Raw genomic sequence first — 19,869 nt, 5'->3', positions numbered from 1 at the left:
ATGAGCGAGGCCGGCCGTTCGGGGGTGATTGCTGCGCGCAGCATCGCGGAGGCGTGCCGCGCGGTGCTGTTCACCGCCGATCCGCGCGAGAAGGCGATGGCGGCGCGGGCGGTGGCGCGGGCGTGGCATTCGGGGCGGCTGGCGCACGTTTTCGACGTCGCCATGCCCGACCGGCCGCTCCGCCCCGAGAAGCCGGAGCTGCTCCCGCCCAACCGGATGCCCAAGCGCGGCCGGGCCGGTTCGGAGCGTGCGCGCATCGCCATGCTGCACGCGCTCGCGCACATCGAATATGTCGCGATCGATCTCGCCTTCGATTGTGCGGGGCGGTTCGGCGCAGCATTGCCGCGCGATTTCGTCGACGACTGGATCGGCGTCGGCGCGGACGAGGCGATGCATTTCGCGCTGCTCGACCGTCGGCTGCGCGCGATGGGCAGCTTCTATGGCGCCCACCCCGCGCATGACGGGCTGTGGGAGACGGCCGAGAAGACGCGCGACGACCTCACCGCCCGCCTCGCTCTGGTGCCGATGGCGCTGGAGGCGCGGGGTCTGGACGTCACGCCGGCGACCGTCGCGCGGTTCGAGGCGGCGGGTGATAGCGCTTCCGCCCGCATCCTGACGCGCATCTATGCCGACGAGATCCGCCATGTCGCGGCGGGAACCAAATGGTTCGAATCATGGTGCGAAATGGCCGGCCATATTCCAACGGAAACGTGGCAGGCCTTGATAGCGCAACATTTTCTGGGGGTTGTGAAACCGCCGTTCAACGACTCAGCGCGTCATGCGGCCGGTTTGACGCTGGACTATTACGGCACACTTGCGGCAGCCCGCTGAGCGGGTCACACCCCTGAAAGCCGGACTGCGGGAGGGGCATTCCACCAGCGGCAAGACAAAAGAAGCGCCACGCGCCGGGGGGAGGGGCCCTCTGACGGGGGTCTGTGCAAGGTGGATCGTATCGTGAGCTTGACAATCAACCATGACATCAACGCGGCCGGCATCGTTCGGTTCCCCGCGCTTCGCCGCTCCGTGAAAATCATTTCCACCGCTGCACTGGCGATGGGCGTGCTGGCGGCGAGCCCGGCGCTGGCCGCCGATCCGGCGACCGCGACCGCCACGGCTTCGGTCGGCGCCTTCGACGCCGTCTCCACCACCACGCTCGGCGCCAAGGCCGATCCCATGTTCCGCTCGCTGTTCGATAGCTGGAAGCGCATGGACGCGGTGCCCCATGGCGGCCTGGTTTCTGTCCCCTCCCAGAAGCCGGTCAAGGAATTCCGCTACACCTCGTCCTTCGGAGTCCGCACCGATCCGTTCCGCGGTACCGCGGCGATGCATCCGGGCCTCGACATGGCGGCGCCGGTCGGCACCCCGGTCTATGCGACCGCCGACGGCATCGTCAGCCGCGCCGAGCGCGCCGGCGGCTATGGCAACCTCGTCCAGATCGAGCATGGCAAGGGCCTTGAGACCCGTTACGGCCATCTCTCGCAGATTCTCGTACATGACGGCCAGCGCGTGCATCGCGGCGACCTGATCGCGCTGATGGGTTCGACCGGCCGTTCGACCGGCAGCCATCTCCATTACGAAGTCCGCATCGACGGCCGCGCCGTGAACCCGATGCCCTTCCTCCAGACCGCCGATTACCTGACCGCCCTCCAGAACCGCACCGCGCCGACCCGCAAGGGCGAGCCGCAGATGGCGATGGGCGGCCCCGAAGACCCCGACGCCGACTGATCGACCCGTTGATCCGACGCCCTCGGGCTCCTATCTCGCTTCCATGACCGAACAGACCGCCATCGACCTGGCTCCGATCGACCTGACCGCCGCCGCCGCCGCCCGCGTGGCCGCGATCGCCGCGAAGCAGGGCAAGCCCGCGATGCTGCGCCTGTCGGTGGACGGCGGCGGCTGCGCCGGTTTCCAATATGTCTTCGGCCTGGCCGATACGGTGGCCGAGGATGATGTCACGGCCATCCGTGACGGCGTGACGCTGGTGGTGGATTCGGTCAGCCTCGATCTCGTGCGCGGCTCGCACGTCGATTATGTGGAGTCGCTCGGCGGCGCGGCCTTCCGCGTCGAGAATCCGCAGGCGGCCTCCGGCTGCGGCTGCGGTTCCAGCTTCTCGATCTGACCCTTCCGGCGGGCGCGTGACCGGGCTAGGAATGCCCGGATGCGTATCGCCACATTCAACGTCAACGGGATCAATGCCCGCCTGCCTCGCCTGCTCGAATGGCTGGAGGAGGCGAAGCCCGACGTCGCCTGCCTTCAGGAGCTGAAGGCCGAGGGCGACAAATTCCCCCAATCCGCCATCGAGGATGCCGGCTATGGCGTCGTCTGGCATGGCCAGAAGGGCTTCAACGGCGTGGCGGTGCTCGCGCGGGGGCAGTTGCCGGCCGAGCGGCGGCGCGGGCTGCCGGGCGATCCCGAGGATGTGCAGAGCCGCTATATCGAGGCGGAGGTGGACGGCGTGGTCGTCGCCTCGATCTACCTGCCTAACGGCAATCCGCAGCCCGGCCCCAAGTTCGACTACAAGCTCGACTGGATGCGCCGCCTCCAGATCCACGCGCGCGAGTTGCTGGCCGAGGAGCGGCCGGTGGTGCTGGCGGGCGACTACAACGTCATCCCGACCGATCTCGACACCTTCTCGGTCAGCGCCATGGCCAGTGACGCGCTGATGCAGCCGGAGAGCCGGGCGGCGTTCCGATCGCTGATCCATCAGGGCTGGACCGACGCGATCCGCGCCCGCCATCCCGAGCCCGCGCGGATGTACAGCTTCTGGGACTATCAGGCCGGTGCCTGGGCGCGCGATGCGGGCTTCCGCATCGACCATCTGCTGCTCTCCCCGCAGGCGGCGGACCGGCTGGTGGACGCCAATATCGACAAGCATGTGCGCGGGCGCGAGAAGGCGTCCGATCACGCGCCTGCCTGGGTAGAGCTGCGCTGAGCGAGGGCGGGCGCGTCGTGCGGGTCGGGGCGCTGCTGCTGGCAGTCCTCGTCACGCTGTTCATCGGCCTCCGGGCGGCGATGCCGCCGTCCGTCGTCCCGGCGTCGGCACCGCCCACGGTCTTCTCGGCCGGGCGGGCGATGGCGGACGTCCATGCGATCGCGATGCGCCCGCATCCCACCGGCAGCGCCGACAATGCGCGGGTTCGGGATCATCTCGTCACCCGCCTGCGCGCGCTCGGGCTGAGCCCGGAGGAGCGGCGCTATCTGATCGATCCGCGTGGCGCGAAGACGCTCCGCCGCTGGACCGGCGCGGAGGTGATCTCCAACGACGTGGTCAACCTGCTCGCGGTGTTGCCGGGACGGGATCGCACGCTGCCCGCCGTCGCCCTGATGGCGCATTACGACACGGTCTGGGGCTCGCCCGGCAGCGGCGACGACAGCATCGGCGTCGCATCGGCGCTGGAGATTCTTCGCGCGATCAAGGCGAAGGGCGCGCCGGCGCGCGACGTGGTCGTGCTATTCACCGACGGCGAGGAGATCGGCCTCTCCGGCGCGCGGGACTTCTGGCCTCGCGACGGCGCGGCGGCGCATGTCGGCGTGGTGGTGAATCTGGAGGCGCGGGGCGCCGGCGGTCGCGCCACCATGTTCGAGACGGGGGCTGCCAACGGCGCGATGATGGCGCTGTTCGCGAAGAGCGTCGCGCATCCGGTGGCCAACTCGCTGTCCGTCATGGCCTATCGCCGGATGCCCAACGACACCGATTTCACGCTCGTGCGCGAGAAGGGGCTGCCGGGCTTCAACTTCGCCATCATGGGGCGGCCGCAATATTATCATTCGCCGCGCGCGACGATCGATCGGCTCGATCCGCGATCCGTGCAGGACATGGGCGATCAGGCGCTGGGCATCGTCTCCGCGCTCGCCTTCGCGCCGACGCTGCCGGGGCGGAGCGCGGATGCCGTCTTCTTCGACATCGGCGGCGCGGGGATGGCCCATTATGGCATCGCGACCGGCTGGTGGCTGCTGATCGGCGCGGCGGTGGCGCTGTTCGTGGCGGGGCTGGGCGTTCGACGGGCGGGTCTGCTGAGCTTGCGATCCGTCGGTGAGGGGCTGGCGCTGCCGGTCTGGCTCATGAGCCACGCGACGCTGGCCCTGAACGCGCTGAACCTGCTCTCCGGCAGTGCCCGGCACCCGAATTATTATGATCGTCTGGCGGCCCTCCCTATGCTGGAGGCGCAGGCGGTGCTGGCCGGTCTGGCGGTGCTGGGCGGCATGGTCCTGCTGCGACGGTCGCGCTATCGGGCGGTGGGCCTGCTGCCCATCCTCGCGCTGGGGCTGCTCGATCTGGTGCTGGGAGGGCGGCTCGGGCTGGTGCTGCCCTGCTTGCTGGCGGGGATGGCGGCGGCGTGGTTCGCGCCTCGTGCAGGGGAAGGGCTATGGGGCGGCTGGCTCGCGCTGATCGGCGTGCTGTTGCTGGGGGCGTTGGGCGCGCAGGCGGCGGCGCCGCTGGCGGCGTGGCTGCTGGCCGTTCCCGCGCTCTTGCTGGCGCTCGTCGCGATGATCGTTGCCTGGGTGGACGCGCCGCTCGCGCGTGCCGCAGGCTGGATGGTCGTCGCCGCGGGCGCGGCGGCGGTGAGCGCACCGCTGCTGCCGCTGGCCCATCTCGCCTTCCTCGGCATCGGCGCGGGGCTGCCGGAGATGGTCGCCCTCTTCCTGCTCGTGCTGGCTGCGGCCTTCTGGCCGCTGGCGCGGTGCGAGCGGGCGCCGCGCTGGGCGCTGGTGGTGCCTGCCGTGCTGCTGGTGATGGCGGGCGCGATCGCGATGCATGTCCGCACCGATCCGATCGCGCCGACGATCCCGGCCTACAGCCTCGACAAATAAGACCCGCTCAGAGCGCCTTGTCGTAGATGCGGTAGACGCGGTTGATATGGCTGTCGATCGCCTCCGCGATCGAGACCATCCCCTGATTGTCTTCCAGGATCCAGCCGATCTCGCCGCGCGAGGCGCCGAACTTGGCGACTGAATCGCGGCGGATATATTCGATCATCATGAAGGCGAGCTGCGAGGCGAGGCGCGTCGCCTGGAGCTTCTTCTTCACGCCCATCAGCGGCACGCGCATCGTGCGCACCTGCGGCTTGCCCGAGAAGCCGCCATTGAGGCGCCACAACAGCTTGATGAAGCCGAACGGGAAGAGTTCGCCGTTCAGGTCCGCCTGCATCTCGTTGAGGTCCGGCAGCGTCATCATGAAGGCGACAGGCTCGCCCTCCACCTCGGCGATGCGGATCAGCTCGTTGAAGACGATCGGCTTCAGCTTCTTGCCGGCATAGGCGATCTCGTCGTCGGTCAGCGGCACGAAGCCCCAGTTGTCCGACCAGGCATCGTTGAGGATCGAGAGCACCAGCGCCGCTTCCTCCGCGAACCTGGTCTTGTCCACCATGCGGATGGTGATGCGCGGATTGCGCTCGCCCGACGCCACGATGCGCTGGATCAGCGGCGGAAACTGCTTCGAGATGTCCAGCTCATAGGTGTGGAGATCCTTGATCCCCTTGTAGCCGGCGGCCTCGATCCACTGTTCGTAGATGGCCTTGTTGTGGCCCATCATCACGGTGGGGGAGTGGTCGTGCCCCTTCACCAGCAGGCCGGGCTCGTCCCAGATGGAGATGGAGATCGGGCCGACGGCGCGGTTCATACCCTCCTTGCGCAGCCACGCCTCGGCATGGGCGATGAGGGCCGCGCCGACCTCGGCATCCTCCGCCTCGAACATGCCCCAGTTGCCGGTGGCTTTGCCGCCGCCTTGGCTTTCGGGCATGTCGGCCCAGAGATGGTCGATCTGGGCGGAGATGCGGCCGACGTCGCGGCCGTCGCGGGTGGCGATGAAGAAGCCGCCATGGCCGTGGCCGAACCAGGGATTCTCGCCCGGCGTGATGAGGCCCATCACCTCGGCCTTGAGCGGCGGAATCCAGGCGGGGTCGCTGGAATTGAGGCGGAACTGGACGTCGACGTAGCGCTTTTTCTCGGCCTTCGTCTTCGCCTCGATGATCTGGATCGCGCCCGCCATTGTCAGTCCCTTAGCTTCCCGTTCTCGGGGCGGAGCCTTAGGCGATGACGGGCGCGTGTCTAGGCGTTTGTTGTTCAGCCGGCCTTGTTGCGGCGGCGGAATTCGGCCGTGGAGGTGATGCCGCCCGAAAGATCGCGCACCTTCGGGTATTTCTCGGCGATCTCGTCGGTATAGCCGAGGTTGAAGACGGTCGGGCTCTTCTTGCGGGCGGACGCGCCGGCATAATAGGTGCCGGCCAGATGGTCCCACCAATAGTTGGTGATGCCGTAATTGCCGTTCTCGTCGTGGAAATGATGCTCCATGTGGCGCTGCTTAATCATCGACAGCCACTTGTTCTTCGGCTTGTACGCGAGGTGCTGGATGCAGTGGAAGAACTCGTTCACGCAGGTCTGGATCAGGCCCGTCGCGAACGCCGCCGCAGCGCCGCCGAAGCCGCCGATCGCGTAACCGACCGGAATGGTCGCGAGAGCGACGGTCGGCACGACGTTGGCCGGCGAGCCGAACAGCACCTCGAGATGGTTCGGATCCTGGTGGTGATCGTAATGGATGCGCTTCCAGGTGCCAGCCAGCCACGGCACCTTCCACATCCACTGCGAATGCAGCACCCAGCGATGCAGGAAATACCAGACCACGGGGAAGAGCAGCACCGACACCGCGATCGCCAGCAGCGAGCGGCCGATCGAGGCGGGCTGATAGAACCAGGCGCCGATCGAGACGGCGGCGAGGCCGAGATAGATGATGATCGCCGGATACTGGAGGTAGGCGACCACCAGATCCTTGAAGGTCATCCGGTCGAGATAATGCGACTGGGACCAGAAGCCTTTGCGGCGGATGGTGGTGGTGCTCACTTACTCAACGTCCTTGTGCCGTGCGCTTGCCTCGACTCCCCAGCCAGGCCCTATGCTCGGGCAATGCGGCGCGATTGGGGCAGGCTTGTGACGGGGATGGCAGCGCGCAAGGCGGCTGCCGCCGGTCATTCCTCGGTGCGGATCAGCACCGTCTCGCCGATGAGGAAGAACAGGAGGAAAGGCGCCCACGCCGCGAGGAAGGGCGGATAGGCGCCAAGATTGCCCATGGCGACGGCGAAATTGTCCGCCACGAAATAGGCGAAGCCGAGCGCCATGCCGATCACCGCGCGGACGAACAGCGCGCCCGATCGCGCGAGGCCGAACGCCGCCACGCCCGCCAGCAGCGGCATCAGCAGCGAGGAGAGCGGGCCGGATATCTTATGCCACCAGCCCGTGCGCAGCGGCCCCGTCGGACGGCCGGCCTCGCTCAGATCGTCGATGGCGGAGCCGAGATCCGACAGCGAGCGCTCGTCGGCGGAAATGTCGGCCAGCGTGAACTGGTCGGGCGTGACGTGGGCGCCGAACGCATAGGTCGGGAATTTCCGCTCGGTGCCGGTGACGACGTCGAACATGGTGACGTCGGTGGCCGTCCAGCCGGCGGTCGTGCCGTTGGGGCCGGGCTTGGCGACGGCGGAGGCCACCTTGAAGATGCGGCGCAGCTCGCCGCCGTCACGATCATAGACGGTCACGCCGGTGAGGTGGACGCCGTTGCCGTGGCCGGTCGCCTGATCGGCATGGACGATGTCGTCCCCGTCGCGCACCCATACGTTGGTGGGGATGCCGCGGCCCTTGGGGGCGGGGCCGTAATTCACGTCCTGCCACGCGTTCAGCGTCGCGGTGGCGCGGGTGACGATGCGCTCGTTGAAGGTGAAGGACAGCACCGCGATGCCCATGCTGGCGATCACCAGCGGGGCGAGGATCTGGTGCGCGGAAACGCCGCCCGCCTTCATCGCGATCACTTCCGAATTCTGGTTGAGCGTCACCAGCGTGATGAGCGTCCCCAGCAGCACCGAGAAGGGCAGGAAGCGCGCGATGATCTGCGGCAGCCGCAGCGCCACATAATGCCACAACTGCGCGTCGCCATTGCCCTGATAGGCGAGGATATCCCCCGATTCGCCGAGCAGATCGAGCGTCTGGAGCACGATCACCAGCGCCGCCAGCACGGCGGCCGAGCGGATCAGGAAGGCCTTGGCCATGTACCAGGAGAGTGTCCTGGACGGGAAGAACTGGAACTCGGGCGTCATCAGGCGGTCACCTGGCTGCGGCGGCGGCCGAAATTGGTCCAGCGCTTGACGAACTTGCCCGTCCGCGCGGCGACGCGCTCCAGCGCGCCGATCGGCTGGCCGCCCGGCTTGTGCGCCAGCGTGTGGTACATCCACCAGATCAGCAGCGAGAACAGCGCGAAGGGCACCCACAGCGCGAGGATCGGGTTGATCTTGCCCAGCGCGGCCACGGCGGCGGCATATTGGTTGATCTTGTGATAGGTCACGATCATCACGATCGACAGGAACACGCCGAGCGCCGAGGACGAGCGCTTGGGCGGCACGGCCAGCGCCACCGACAGCATCGGCAGCAGGAACATGATCGCCACCTCCACCATGCGGAAGTGGAATTCGGCACGGCTCTGCGCGCGTTCCTGCGGGGTCACCTTGCCGCTATGCCCGGTGCGGACCAGCTCGGGCACGGTCAGCTCCTCGTTGATGCCGCCGCGATGGCGAAAGCTGTCCACCTTGGGCAGCTCGACCGGCAGATCGTGGCTGGTGAAGGAGAGCACGCGCGGCGTCTTGAAATTGGGCGCGTTGTTGACGAGCACGCCGTTGTGCAGGCGGAAGATGATCGTGTCGGGATCGTCCGTCGCGAGGAAGGTGCCGTGCTCGGCGGTCACGGCGAAGGTCTTGCCGCCTTCGCCCTCGGCGTGGACGAAGATGCCCGACAGGTCGCGCCCGCCATTCTGGCTGCGCTCGATGCGGAGCGTCTCCTTCCTGCCGAGCTTGGTGAACTCGCCGACCTTGATCGAGGCGCCGAGCGCGCCCGACCGCAGCTCGTAGCGCAGGCCTTCATAGGCATAATGCGAATAAGGCTGGACGAAGCCGACGATCAGCAGATTCACGAGCGCAAGGCCGATCGCGTAGAGATAGGGCACCTTGAGCAGCCGGCCATAGCTCACCCCCAGCGCGCGCAGCACGTCCAGCTCGGAGGAGAGCGCCAGCTTGCGGAAGGCGAGCAGGGTGCCGAGCATCAAACCGATCGGGATGCCCAGCGACATATATTCGGGGATGGTGTTGGCAAGCATCTCCCACACGACGCTCACCGGCCCGCCTTCGCGCACCACGAAATCGAACAGCCGGAGCATCTTGTCGAGCAGCAGCAGCATCGCCGCGAGCAGCAGCGTGGCGACGAGCGGCACTGCGATGAGCCGGGCCACATAGCGATCGTTCAGCGTCAGAAATCTCAAGGTTTGGACGCCTCATGACCATTTTCCGGCCGCAATTGCAGCCGATCTAGCACCCGTGGAGAGAGGACAGGATCGTCGATCCCGTCCGCCCGATCCACGAGCCTATAGCTTCCGGGAGATGCGAGGTCATGTCCAAAGTTCGGGTCCGTGCCGTTGCCGTGATGCTGGCCGCCGCCATGGCGCTGCCGGTCGTGGCGCGCGCCGCTCCGGGCACGACGACCGCGCCCGCCGTCTGCCCCGCCGGCGAACCGGCGATGCTGGTCCATATCACCGGCTTCAAGGCCCGCACCGGCACCATCCGCGTGCAATCCTATGGCGGCGATCCCGAGCATTATTTCGACAAGGGCACCTATCTGAAGCGCGTCGAGGTGAAGGTGCCGGACTCCGGCCCGCTCGACGTCTGCATGACGGTGCCGGGGCCGGGCCGCTATGCGGTGTCGGTGCGCCATGACGTGGACGGCACGGGCAAGACCGGCAAGTCCGACGGCGGCGGCATGTCGGGCAATCCGCACCTTTCGCTGTTCGACCTGATGCTGAAGCGCAAGCCGGCGCCGAGCGAGGTGTCGGTCGAGGTCGGTCATGGCGTGAAGACGGTTCCGATCACGCTCAACTATCTGGCGGGCGGCTCCTTCCGCCCGGTCGAGGCGGCTAGCTGATGGCTCGTGTTGCTCTTCTTTCCAATCCGCGGTCGACCGGCAACCGGTCGCTGTTGCCGCGGGTGCGTGCGTTCTGCGCCGAACATCGCGACGTGTTCCATTATGAGGTCGAGGAGGTCGAGCAGATCGGCGATGCGCTGCGCACCATCGCGCGCGTCCGGCCCAAGATCCTCGTCATCAACGGTGGCGACGGCACCGTCCAGGCGACGCTGACCGAACTCTATCATGGCGACCATTTCGGCACCACGCCGCCGCCGGTCGCGGTGCTGCCCAACGGCAAGACCAACCTGATCGCGCTCGATCTGGGCGCGGTCGGCGATCCGCTGGCCGCGCTGGAGCGGATCATGGAGATCGCGCGCACCGATCTCGCGCCGCATATCGTGGCGCGCGAGCTGATCGCGCTGTCGAACGGCGAGGCCAATCAGCGGCCGGTGCTGGGCATGTTCCTCGGCGGCGCCGGGCTCGCCGATTCGATGCTCTATTGCCGCAACAAGATCTATCCGCTGGGCCTGCCCAACACGATCAGCCATGTGCTGACCGCGGTCGCGATCCTGTTCACGATGATCTTCGGCGTGCGCGCGCATTTCCTGCCGCCCAAGCCCAAGACGGTTTCCGTCTCGGTGCTCAAACAGGGCGTGGTGACCGGCACCTTCGCGCTGCTGATCGTGACGACGCTGCATCGGCTGCTGCTCGGCTGGAAGCAGGCGCAGGGCGACAAGGCGGGCAAGCTCCAGCTCATGATGGTGGAGCAGCGGCCGGGTTCGCTGCTGGGCGCCACCTTCGCCAGCATCTTCGGCCGGCTCGGCCGCCAGCGGCTGAACGGCGTCCATATCGAGCGCGGCGACGAGATCCGCATCGAGGGCGAGCGTTCCAGCGTGATCCTCGACGGCGAGCTGTTCGAGGCGCGCAATGGCGGCGCGATCGTGCTGAAGCCCACCGATCCGGTGCCGTTCCTCAGCCTCGCGGCGTAATTTCCCGTGGCGGAGGCGCTGTCGCGGCTGGTCGCCGCCGAGCTGGCGGAGCCGATCGAGCCGCGCGCGGCGGCGCTCGCGGCGGCGGTGGCGGCCCGCTATCCGGGGGTCGCGAGGGCGGTGCTGTTCTATGGTTCCTGCCTGCGCGAGAGCCAGCTCGACGGGCTGATGCTCGATTTCTACCTGATCGTGTCGGATTATCGCGCGGCCTATGGCGGCGGCTGGCTGGCGACGGCGAACCGGCTGGTGCCGCCCAATGTCTTCCCCTTCGAGGCGGACGGGCTGGCGGCCAAATATGCCGTGCTGAGCGAGGCGGACTTCGCGCGGCTCACCGGGGTGGAGACGGACAATCCCTCGGTCTGGGCGCGTTTCGCCCAGCCGGCGCGGCTGGCCTGGGTGGCCGACGAGGCGGCGCGGAGAGCGGTGATCGCGGCGGTGGCTCGGGCCGCGCCGACATTGATCGCGCGCACATTGCCGACGCTGGACCCGGAGCCTTCGGAACCGCTCGATCTGTGGCGCGCGGCCTTCGCGCTGACCTACGCCGCCGAGCTGCGCGCCGAGCGCAAGACGCGCTCCGGCAGCATCGTCGATGCCGACCCCGAGCGCTATCGCCGTTTCACCGCGCCAGTGCTGGAGGAGGCGAGGGCGCTTCCCACCGCGAAGCAGCCGCGCGACGCCGCCCTCAAGGGCTGGCGGCGGACCCAGCGGCGCGGCAAGCGGCTCACCTTGCTGCGGCTCGCCAAGGCCAGCGCCACCTTCGCTGGCGGGATCGATTATCTGGCGTGGAAGATCAATCGCCACGCCGGCACCGCGATCACAATCAAGCCGTGGCAGCGCCGCTGGCCGATCCTCGGTGCGATCACTCTGCTGCCGCGGCTCCTCTCGGGAGGTGCGGTGCGTTAGCCAGCGCGTCGCCGACGGCGCGTTCAAGCGCGGAGACGGTGAACGGCTTGCGCAGCACGGCCTGCCCCGCGAGATCGCTTTCCCCGGCCTCGCCGGCATAACCCGTCACGAACAGGATCGCGATATGCGGGTGGCGCTTGCGGACGGCGGCGCCGAGTTCCGGGCCGGTCATCCCCGGCATCACCACGTCGGTTATCATCAGGCGGACGTCGCCTTCGCTGGCGAGCAGGTCGAGCGCCTCCTCGCCGCTGGAGCAGCCGATCGCGCGGTAGCCCAGCTCCTCGATGGCGGCGATGGTGGCGACGCGGACGCGCGGATCGTCCTCCACCACCAGTACGGGCTCGCCCTGCGGATCGGTGGGCTCGGTGGCGCGGACGGGCAGCCGCTCGGGCGGGCGCGGGGCGATGGTGGCGGGCGCGATCGCGGGCAACGCCTTGCCGCGGCCGCGCGGCAGGTAGAGCGAGACGGTGGTGCCTTCGCCCACCGCCGAACGGATCGCCACCTCGCCCGCGGACTGGCGCACGAAGCCGAAGATCTGGCTGAGGCCGAGGCCCGTGCCCTTGCCCACCGGCTTGGTGGTGAAGAAGGGCTCGAACACGCGCTCCTGCACCTCGGGCGTCATGCCGGAGCCATTGTCGGTGACGGCGATGCGGACATAGTCGCCCGCCGGCGCCTGCCCCACCTCGCGCGCCGCCAGCGTGCAGTTGGCGACCGCGATCTCGAGCAGGCCGGCACCGTCCATGGCATCGCGGGCGTTGACGGCGAGGTTGAGGATCGCATTCTCGAGCTGGAGCGGATCGACCCACACCGGCCAGACGTCCCGCTCGACGATCGTCTCCACCGTCACGCGCTCGCCCAGCGTGCGATCGATCAGCTCGGACATGCCCTCGATCAGCTCGCTGGGATTGATCGCCTCGGGCAGCAGCGGCTCGGCGCGGGCGAAGCCGAGCAGGCGGCGGGTGAGCGCGGCGGCGCGGTTGGCGCCTTCCATGGCGTTGTCGATATGGCGGCCGACTTCCTCGGCTTCGGTCTCCAGCCGGCGCTTGGCGAGATCGAGGCCGCCGACGACGACGGCAAGCATGTTGTTGAAGTCGTGCGCGATGCCGCCGGTGAGCTGGCCCACGGCCTCCATCTTCTGCATCTGGCGGAGCTGCGCCTCGGCCGCCGCGCGCTCGGTCATCTCACGGTGGAGGCGATCATTGGCGTCGGAGAGGGCGCGGGTGCGCTCGGCGACGGCATGTTCGAGCCACGCGGCACGATCGTCGGCGGCTTCGGCCTCCTCGCGGGCGTGGCGCCGGGTGACGATCGCATTCCACGCCAGCCACGCCAGGATGCCTGCCGCCACCACCAGCAGCACGCCGGTCAGCGACAGCAGCTTGGCGAGATGGTTGGACTGGCTGGCCGCCGCGTCCGACTGGTCGTAGCGGCTCTGGAGGACGTCGCGCTCATGCTCGGTGATGGCGTCGAGCGAGCGCTTGATGTCCGAGATCAGCTTGGAATGGCCGGCATTGTTGAACAGCAGCAGCGCGGGCCAGCCCTGCTTGTAATAAGCGCGCGTCGCCGTGAGGCCGAGTTCGCGGCCCCGCGCGTCGTAGAGCGTGCGGAGCTGGCGGACGAGCCGCGTCTCGTCGGGATCATGGCTCGCCATGTCCTGAAGCTGGGTGATGAGCGTGCCGGCCTGAAGCCAGTCGTTGTAATAGCTCGTGCCCATGCCGCGATCGCCGCTGGTGGCGAAGCGGCCGAGCGAGGCCTCGGCGCGGGCCATGGCGCTGTCGATCGAGCGCGTGACCAGCATGACGTCGTAGCTGTGGCGCTCACGTTCGAGCGCGCGGTCGCGGTCGGTGTTGGAGGCCGCGACCTGGATGATGAGGACGATGATGAATGTGGCAGCCAGCAGCGCGCCGACCAGAAGGCCGACGTTGAGCGGCGTGATCCAGCGGCGATAGGCCGCGGGATCGTCCGTCCCATTCCCGCTGAAGACCGGCTGGTCCACGCGTTCGCTCTCCCCTAGGCCCATATCCCGATTTTAGGCCGGGAAACGCAATTGGGGAAGGCCCGAACCGCAGAGGCGGTCCGGGCTGACCCTTCAGGCGATGCAACCCACGGTTCGGCCGGCCTTGGCGAACATCTCGATGATCTGCCCGACCTGCTCGTCACGGTGTTCCGCGCACAGCGAACAGCGCAGCAGGAAGGTTCCCGCAGGCGTCGCGGGCGGGCGGGCCATGTTCACATAGAGGCCGAGTTCGAGCAGCGTCGCCCACATGCCGACCGCCTGCTCCTGATCGGGCAGGATGACGGCGATGATGGCCGACTGCGCCTCCTCGGTGCCGAGCGTGAAGCCCAGATCGCGCAGGCCCTTGTGGAGGCGGCGGCTGTTCTTCCACAGATGCTCACGCTTGTCCTGCGCGTGCATCAACTTGCGGATCGAGGTGGCGGCCGTCGCCACCACCGACGGCGGCAGTGAGGCGGTGAAGACGTACGGACGGCAGACGAGGCGCAGCACGTCGAACTTCGGATGGTTCGACACGCAGAAGCCGCCCACCGTGCCGACCGACTTGGAGAAGGTGCCGACCACGAAGTCGATATCCTTCTCGACGCCCATCTGCTCATAGACGCCGCGGCCATGCTCGCCGAAGAAGCCCATGCCATGGGCCTCGTCGCACAGGATCATCGCGCCATGCTTCTTGGCGACGGCGACCATCTCGGGCAGCGGCGCGATGTCGCCGAGCATCGAGTAGACGCCCTCCAGCACCACCAGCTTGCCCGCTTCCTTGGGCAGGCGGCCGAGGCGCTTGTCGAGGTCTTCCACCGAATTGTGGCGGAAGCGCACGATCTCGGCATTGCCGAGCCAGCAGCCGTCATAGATCGAGGCGTGGCTGTCGGCGTCGAGGATGATGTAGTCGCCCTTGCCGGCCAGCGTCGAGATCATGCCGAGATTGGCCTGATAGCCGGTCGAGAAGACCATGGCGTGCTCGGTCCCGTAGAACTCCTTGAGCGCGTCCTCGCATTCCTTGTGCGTCTGGTAGGTGCCGTTCAGCACGCGGCTGCCCGTGGTGCCCGAGCCGAACTCGTCCAGCGCCTTCTTGCCGGCGGCGATGACGTCCGGGTCGAACGTCATGCCCATATAGTTGTATGTGCCGAGCAGGATGGTGGGCTTGCCCTGGATGATCGCCTCGGTGGGCGAGAGCACCTTGTCCATCACGATCGCGAAGGGATCGCGCACGCCGGTGGAGAGCAGCGCCTCGCGCTCGGCGATCAGGCCGTCGAACTTCGAGAAGAGGTCCGGCGCCTGCACCGGCGCGTCGGCGGACTGGAGGGCTGTTTCGCTCATGCCTTGGCCTTCAGCGTTTCGACCGCGTCGACGAGCTGGCCGATGGTCTCGATCTCGGCCTGCATGTTCATCGTGATGATGATGTCGAACTCATCCTCGATCGCGGCCACGAAATCCATGACGGTGAGGCTGTCCCACTCCAGATCCTGGGCGAAGCGGGTGGTCTCGCTGAGCGCGATGCCCTTCTTGTTGAAGGGGGCGATCAGCTCCTCCACCTTGGCGAAGGTTTCGGCACGGTCGGTCATGGGGTCAGATCCTTAGTCTCGGCGAGGGCTGCTTGCCAAGCGATTGCGGCGGTAACGGGGCAGGGGCGTGGCGGCGCCGTTCAGGCGAGCAGCCCTTCCTCGCGATAGCTTTCGGCGGCGATGGCCAGCCCGTCGACGGTGGCGAGCTGAGGCCGCCACAGATGCGCGGGCGGGCGGAAATCGGGGTTCACGACCCAGTCGTCGTGCAGGAAATAGCGCACCCGATCCTCGGTCAGCTTGGCGTTGGCGCCGCGCAGCAGGGCATCGATCCTGGCGCCCGCGCGCATCGCCCAGGCGGGGACGGGCTGAGGCCGCACGCGCTTGCCGACCGCGTGCCCGATCGCCTGCGCGAACTCGGCATGGGTCCAGCCGCCGGGGCGGCCGTCGTCGGGTTCGTAGATGGCGGCGTGGCTGTCCTCGCCGTCGGGCAGCACGGCCAGCAGCAGGCGCACCAGATCCTGTGCCGCGATCACCGAGAGATTGCCGCCGGGGGGCAGCGGCACGATGCCGCGCCGGGCGGCGCGGAACAGCTCCAGCATCTCGCGATCGCCGGGGCCGAAGACGGCGGGCGGGCGCACGATCGTCCAGTCCAGCGCGGACGCCGCGACGATGATCTCCGAGCGCGCCTTGGACCAGCCATAATGCGACAGTTTCGGCTCCCGCGCGGCGAGCGAGGAGACATGGACGAAGCGTCGGATGCCTGCGGCGCGCGTCGCATCCACCATCGCCAGCGTGCCCTCGACATTGCCGAGCGCGAAGCCGGCCTTGTCGGGCGCGTTGATCGTGCCGGCGACATGGATCACCGCGTCGGCGCCCGCGACGAGCTGGCCCAGCGCCTGCGGCTTCTCCAGCGAGCCGTAGATCCACTGCACGCCGTCGCGCGGCGGGCGGGGCGAGCGGGTGAGCGCGCGGACGAGATGGCCCTGCGCCAGCGCCGCGTCGATCAGGTGGCGGCCGACAAAGCCGGTGCCGCCGGTGATGGCGAGCGTGCGATACCGGTTCCTCACAGCATCACCATATGGTCGCGGTGGACCAGCGCGGCGCGCGGCGCGTGGCCGAGGATGTCGGCCAGCTCGCCCGTGCGGCGGCCGGCGATCATGCGGGCTTCATCGGTATCATATTCGGAAAGGCCTCGGGCGATGGCATGGCCGTCGGGGCCGAGGATATCCACCACGTCGCCACGATCGAACACGCCCTCGATGGCGGTCGCGCCGGCCGAGAGCAGGCTCGCGCCATTGCGGAGCGCTTCCGCCGCACCGGCGTCGATCAGGATGCGCCCGCGTGCGGTCAGCCGCCCGGCGAGCCATGCCTTGCGCGCGCCCGAACCACCGGCGGCCGGGAAGATCGTGCCGCGCCCGTCGGCGGCGAAGGCGGCGAGCGGATGGTCGCGCCGGCCGGTGACGATGGCGAGGTGCGCGCCCGCCGCATGGGCGATGCGCGCGGCCTGCAACTTGGCGACCATGCCGCCCGAACCCATGCCCGAGGCCGAGCCGGTGTCCGCCATCGCCATGGTGGCGGCGTCGAGCACGGGGACTTCCTCGATCAGCTTGGCGTTCGGATCGCGCTGCGGATTGGCGGTGTAGAGGCCGTCGACGTCGGAGAGCAGGATCACGCCGCCCGCGCCGGACGCCTGCGCCACGCGCGCGGCAAGCCGGTCATTGTCGCCGAAGCGGATTTCCTCGGTCGCGACCGTATCGTTCTCGTTGACCACGGGCACCACGCCCAGCGAGAGCAGGCGCGCGAAGGTGGCGCTGGCGTTGAGATAGCGACGGCGATCCTCCAGATCGTCGAGCGTCACCAGCATCTGCGCGGCGGTGAGGCCATGGCTGCCGAGCAGCTCCGCCCAGCAATGGGACAGCGCGATCTGGCCGGTCGCGGCGGCGGCCTGCGCGTCTTCGAGGCTGGCGCGCCCGCCGCCCGGAAGCCCGAGACGGCGCGCACCGAGCGCGATCGCGCCCGAGGAGACGACGATGATGCGCTGGCCGGCGGCGTGCGCCGCGGCGATATCGGCGACGACGCCCGCCAGCCAGTCCCGCCGGACATGGCCGGCCGGATCGACGAGCAGCGCCGAGCCGATCTTGACGACCAGCACGGGACAGGAAGCAGGGGCAAAGCGTTCGGCGCGAGTCATCGTGTCAGCAGACGCCACCGGCAAGAAACAGGAGGGAACCGTTCGCTTAGGCGGAACGGCGCCGCCTCACAATGGGGACCAGGGCGTCTCTTCGTCCGTCGCGCTCGAATGGGCGCTTTCTGCGGACGTGCCGCCGACCGGACCGATCGCCTCGATCAGCCGGTCGAGCACGGCGGCGAGGCCTTCGCCGGTCGCGCCGGAGAGGGGGAGGGGGCGCACGCCGCTCTCCTCCTCCAGCATGTCCATCAGCTCCTCGCGCATCTCTTCGTCGTCGATCGCATCGATCTTGTTGAGCGCGAGCACCTCGATCTTGTCGTCCAGGCCTGCGCCATAGGCCGCCAGCTCCTCGCGTACGACGCGATAGGCCTCGATCGGGTCTTCGCCATCGGCGTCGACCAGATGGAGCAGCACGCGGCACCGCTCGATATGGCCGAGGAAGCGGTCGCCGATGCCGGCGCCGTCCGCCGCACCTTCGATCAGGCCGGGAATGTCGGCCAGCACGAACTCGCGATCACGATGGCTGACCACGCCGAGCTGCGGGCGCACGGTGGTGAAGGGATAGTCGCCTACCTTCGCCTTGGCATTGGTGACGGCGTTGATGAAGGTCGACTTGCCGGCGTTGGGCAGGCCGACGAGGCCCGCGTCCGCCAGCAGCTTCAGGCGCAGCCACACCCACATCTCCTCGCCCGGCCAGCCCGGCCCGTGCTGGCGCGGGGCGCGGTTGGTGGAGGTCTTGTAGGTAAGGTTGCCGCGCCCGCCATCGCCGCCGCGCAGGAAGATCTGCCGCTGGCCGGGAACGGTGAAGTCCGCCAGCACCGTCTCGCGATCCTCGTCGAGAAGCTGGGTGCCGACGGGGACGCGGATGATGAGATCGTCGCCGCCGCCGCCTGTGCGGTTCGAGCCCGAGCCGCCCTTGCCGCGCGGGGCGCGGAAATGCTGGGTGTAGCGGAAGTCGATCAGCGTGTTCAGGCCGGGTACGGCCTCGAAGACGATATCGCCGCCCTTGCCGCCGTTGCCGCCGTCCGGGCCGCCATATTCGACGAACTTCTCGCGCCGGAAGGAGACCGCGCCGGGGCCGCCGGCGCCGGAGCGGATGAAGATCTTGGCCTGGTCGAGAAAATGCATGGGCGGTCCAACGGTCGGCGTGGCGACAAGGCGGATCGCCCCGGATCGAGCCGGGCGACAAGGCCATTCGTCGCGAAAGGGCGGCCCATAGCGGGAATCGGCTTCCAGCGCCACCCCCGCGGATGCGCAGCGCCGCGCGCCGGCGATTCGCGGATCGGGCGAGGGTAGCCCGCGTCCCGAATCGGTGGCGAGCGAGGCGGGGAGGATGCGCCGCTCCCCGCCGGATCGCTCAGGCGGCGAGGGCGTACATCAGGCAGTCCACCTTCTCGCCCCGCACCGCGCTCCAGCGCTTCTCGACTTCACCCGTGGGAACGAAGCCGAGCTTCTCGAGCACGCGGCCGGACGCGGGATTGTCCGCGAAATGGCCGGACCGCAGCGACCGCAGCCGAAGCCCCTCGCGCGCCATGTCGACCACCGCCTTGCCAGCCTCGGTGGCGAAGCCGAGCCCCCAGCAGGGGCGCGCGATCCAGTAATCCAGCTCCGCGCTGTCCTCGCCATCCTCGCGCAGCGCGATGCCGCCGACGAGCCGGGGCGCGCCGTGCGTGCGGGCATAGATCAGCAGTTCCGGCAGATCGCCCGGCGCCTTGTCCCGCGCGAGATAGGCTTCGGCGTCTTCGGCGCGATAGGGCCAGGGCGTGCCCGGCAGCTTGTCGACGATCGCCTCATCCGCGATCGCGTTGAAAAAGGCCGGGGCATCCTCGCCCCAACCCGGCCGCAGCAGCAGCCGTTCGGTCCTTGCAAACATGGCGGTATCTCTTTTTTGCCTCTCCGCACCCCTCCGCCCGACAACGCCTTTAGGCGAAGGAGGTTACGGGGTTACGACAGAAAGTTTCAGCGGGGAGACAAAAAGAAAGGGAGACGGGGCGACCCGTCTCCCTCTTGGATTCCGCCCTTAAAGCAGAACCCGGAGATCGCCCCTGCGGACGATCCCCATGATCGTCCGACTTACTCGGCAGCCTGCGCGAGCTGGTCTACCGACACATATTTGCGGCCAAGCTTGCCGTCATGGAAACGCACGCGGCCGTCGGTCAGCGCGAACAGGGTGTGGTCCTTGCCCATGCCGACGTTCACGCCGGCGTACACCTTGGTGCCGCGCTGGCGGATAATGATGTTGCCGCCGATGACCTCCTGGCCACCGAACTTCTTGACGCCGAGGCGACGGCCAGCCGAATCGCGACCGTTGCGCGAGGAGCCGCCTGCTTTCTTATGTGCCAT

The 19,869-nt window shown here is 68.4% G+C and carries 20 protein-coding genes; 8 read left to right on the top strand and 12 right to left on the bottom strand.

What is annotated here, in order from left to right; genetic code table 11:
* The 5 genes from FHS98_RS10905 (at position 1) to FHS98_RS10885 (ending at position 4,812) form a co-directional block, all read left to right on the top strand.
* Entirely contained in the window at positions 1–831 is an 831-nt protein-coding gene (locus FHS98_RS10905) for a ferritin-like domain-containing protein (protein ID WP_167104369.1), read from the top strand.
* Between the two features lie 192 nt (positions 832–1,023).
* Positions 1,024–1,725 (top strand): M23 family metallopeptidase, encoded by a 702-nt coding sequence (locus FHS98_RS10900; RefSeq protein ID WP_341786051.1) that lies wholly within the window; start codon positions 1,024–1,026, stop codon positions 1,723–1,725.
* 43 nt (positions 1,726–1,768) lie between these two features.
* Positions 1,769–2,119, top strand: coding sequence for an iron-sulfur cluster insertion protein ErpA (erpA, locus tag FHS98_RS10895; protein WP_167104366.1), 351 nt, complete (start codon positions 1,769–1,771; stop codon positions 2,117–2,119).
* A 39-nt stretch (positions 2,120–2,158) separates the two neighbouring features.
* Entirely contained in the window at positions 2,159–2,932 is a 774-nt protein-coding gene (xth, locus tag FHS98_RS10890; protein ID WP_167104363.1) for an exodeoxyribonuclease III, read from the top strand.
* Between the two features lie 17 nt (positions 2,933–2,949).
* On the top strand, positions 2,950–4,812 hold the full coding sequence (locus FHS98_RS10885; protein WP_167104360.1) for a M20/M25/M40 family metallo-hydrolase: 1,863 nt from the start codon (positions 2,950–2,952) through the stop codon (positions 4,810–4,812).
* Between the two features lie 7 nt (positions 4,813–4,819).
* Here FHS98_RS10885 and FHS98_RS10880 read toward each other — a convergent pair whose 3' ends face one another.
* The 4 genes from FHS98_RS10880 to lptF form a co-directional block, all read right to left on the bottom strand.
* A complete protein-coding gene (locus FHS98_RS10880) occupies positions 4,820–5,989 on the bottom strand; it encodes an N-acetyltransferase (protein WP_167104357.1) in 1,170 nt (389 codons plus the stop codon).
* Between the two features lie 74 nt (positions 5,990–6,063).
* The gene (locus FHS98_RS10875) at positions 6,064–6,777 is read right to left on the bottom strand and encodes a sterol desaturase family protein (protein WP_167105349.1); all 714 of its coding nucleotides are present in this window, start codon (positions 6,775–6,777) and stop codon (positions 6,064–6,066) included.
* Between the two features lie 185 nt (positions 6,778–6,962).
* The gene (lptG, locus tag FHS98_RS10870) at positions 6,963–8,081 is read right to left on the bottom strand and encodes an LPS export ABC transporter permease LptG (RefSeq protein ID WP_167104354.1); all 1,119 of its coding nucleotides are present in this window, start codon (positions 8,079–8,081) and stop codon (positions 6,963–6,965) included.
* The gene (gene lptF / locus FHS98_RS10865; protein ID WP_167104351.1) at positions 8,081–9,292 is read right to left on the bottom strand and encodes an LPS export ABC transporter permease LptF; all 1,212 of its coding nucleotides are present in this window, start codon (positions 9,290–9,292) and stop codon (positions 8,081–8,083) included. The genes lptG and lptF overlap by 1 nt, the downstream gene beginning before the upstream one ends.
* 128 nt (positions 9,293–9,420) lie before the next feature.
* On the opposite strand from lptF, the gene FHS98_RS10860 reads away from it, so the two are divergent.
* From FHS98_RS10860 to FHS98_RS10850, 3 genes are read left to right on the top strand one after another with little or no spacing between them, the layout of a single operon-like run.
* Positions 9,421–9,948 carry a DUF2141 domain-containing protein gene (locus FHS98_RS10860; RefSeq protein WP_167104348.1) on the top strand — a complete coding sequence of 176 codons (528 nt, stop codon included), beginning with the start codon at positions 9,421–9,423 and terminating at the stop codon, positions 9,946–9,948.
* The gene (locus FHS98_RS10855) at positions 9,948–10,919 is read left to right on the top strand and encodes a diacylglycerol/lipid kinase family protein (RefSeq protein ID WP_167104345.1); all 972 of its coding nucleotides are present in this window, start codon (positions 9,948–9,950) and stop codon (positions 10,917–10,919) included. Before FHS98_RS10860 ends, FHS98_RS10855 begins: the two co-directional genes overlap by 1 nt.
* A 6-nt stretch (positions 10,920–10,925) precedes the next feature.
* Entirely contained in the window at positions 10,926–11,822 is an 897-nt protein-coding gene (locus FHS98_RS10850; RefSeq protein ID WP_167104342.1) for a hypothetical protein, read from the top strand.
* On the opposite strand, the gene FHS98_RS10845 is transcribed toward FHS98_RS10850, so the two are convergent.
* The 8 genes from FHS98_RS10845 to rpmA all read right to left on the bottom strand — a co-directional run bounded on the left by FHS98_RS10845 (position 11,779) and on the right by rpmA (position 19,869).
* Entirely contained in the window at positions 11,779–13,815 is a 2,037-nt protein-coding gene (locus FHS98_RS10845) for an ATP-binding protein (protein WP_167104339.1), read from the bottom strand. The two genes, FHS98_RS10850 and FHS98_RS10845, sit on opposite strands and share 44 nt — an antisense overlap.
* A 93-nt stretch (positions 13,816–13,908) precedes the next feature.
* Positions 13,909–15,153, bottom strand: a complete 1,245-nt coding sequence (spt, locus tag FHS98_RS10840; RefSeq protein WP_167104336.1) for a serine palmitoyltransferase — start codon at positions 15,151–15,153, stop codon at positions 13,909–13,911.
* Entirely contained in the window at positions 15,150–15,398 is a 249-nt protein-coding gene (locus tag FHS98_RS10835) for an acyl carrier protein (protein WP_167104333.1), read from the bottom strand. The genes spt and FHS98_RS10835 overlap by 4 nt, the downstream gene beginning before the upstream one ends.
* Positions 15,399–15,478: 80 nt before the next feature.
* The gene (locus FHS98_RS10830) at positions 15,479–16,405 is read right to left on the bottom strand and encodes an SDR family oxidoreductase (protein ID WP_341786050.1); all 927 of its coding nucleotides are present in this window, start codon (positions 16,403–16,405) and stop codon (positions 15,479–15,481) included.
* The gene (gene proB, locus FHS98_RS10825) at positions 16,402–17,529 is read right to left on the bottom strand and encodes a glutamate 5-kinase (protein ID WP_167104330.1); all 1,128 of its coding nucleotides are present in this window, start codon (positions 17,527–17,529) and stop codon (positions 16,402–16,404) included. The genes FHS98_RS10830 and proB overlap by 4 nt, the downstream gene beginning before the upstream one ends.
* 66 nt (positions 17,530–17,595) lie before the next feature.
* The gene (gene obgE / locus FHS98_RS10820) at positions 17,596–18,654 is read right to left on the bottom strand and encodes a GTPase ObgE (protein WP_167104327.1); all 1,059 of its coding nucleotides are present in this window, start codon (positions 18,652–18,654) and stop codon (positions 17,596–17,598) included.
* Positions 18,655–18,883: 229 nt separating this feature from the next.
* Positions 18,884–19,399, bottom strand: coding sequence for a GNAT family N-acetyltransferase (locus FHS98_RS10815; RefSeq protein WP_167104323.1), 516 nt, complete (start codon positions 19,397–19,399; stop codon positions 18,884–18,886).
* Positions 19,400–19,599: 200 nt separating this feature from the next.
* Positions 19,600–19,869: a 50S ribosomal protein L27 gene (gene rpmA, locus FHS98_RS10810; protein ID WP_167104320.1), complete on the bottom strand. Its 270-nt coding sequence runs from the start codon at positions 19,867–19,869 to the stop codon at positions 19,600–19,602.

It is taken from the genome of Sphingomonas oligoaromativorans (assembly GCF_011762195.1).
In the GTDB taxonomy this organism is placed as follows: Bacteria; Pseudomonadota; Alphaproteobacteria; order Sphingomonadales; family Sphingomonadaceae; genus Solisphingomonas; species Solisphingomonas oligoaromativorans.
This window is presented reverse-complemented; position numbering and strand designations above follow the sequence as displayed.